Source organism: Shewanella electrica (genome assembly GCF_022321485.1).
Taxonomy (GTDB): Bacteria; Pseudomonadota; Gammaproteobacteria; order Enterobacterales; family Shewanellaceae; genus Shewanella; species Shewanella electrica.
On record NZ_JAKOGG010000820.1, the window covers coordinates 1 to 232 of the forward strand.

Below are 232 nucleotides of genomic sequence, written 5' to 3' on the forward strand. Positions count from 1 at the left end.
CATCATTGTTTTCTTTGGGTGTATCCACCATATATATATATATATATATCGTGTGATGAAGTGGCTGTCCAGCGCCCTGTGGGCGGTGGTTCCTGTTCCTCTCCTGCATCGTCGTCCATACCGTCGATGTCCTCGGAGTCGAAATCGAGCATGTCGGTTAAATCGTCGACAGTGGCTATTAAGTGGGTGGTGGGTCGGACATAGGTCCCTTGAAAGTTAGCCCTAAAAGCAT

Annotated in this window: 1 protein-coding gene; it reads right to left on the reverse strand. The window is 48.3% G+C overall.

The annotated features are described in order from the left end of the window. Nucleotides 1-2 precede the first annotated feature (2 nt). Nucleotides 3-232 (reverse strand): hypothetical protein (locus tag L9G74_RS24715; protein WP_238899110.1); only part of this gene is annotated, 230 nt, incomplete at its 5' end.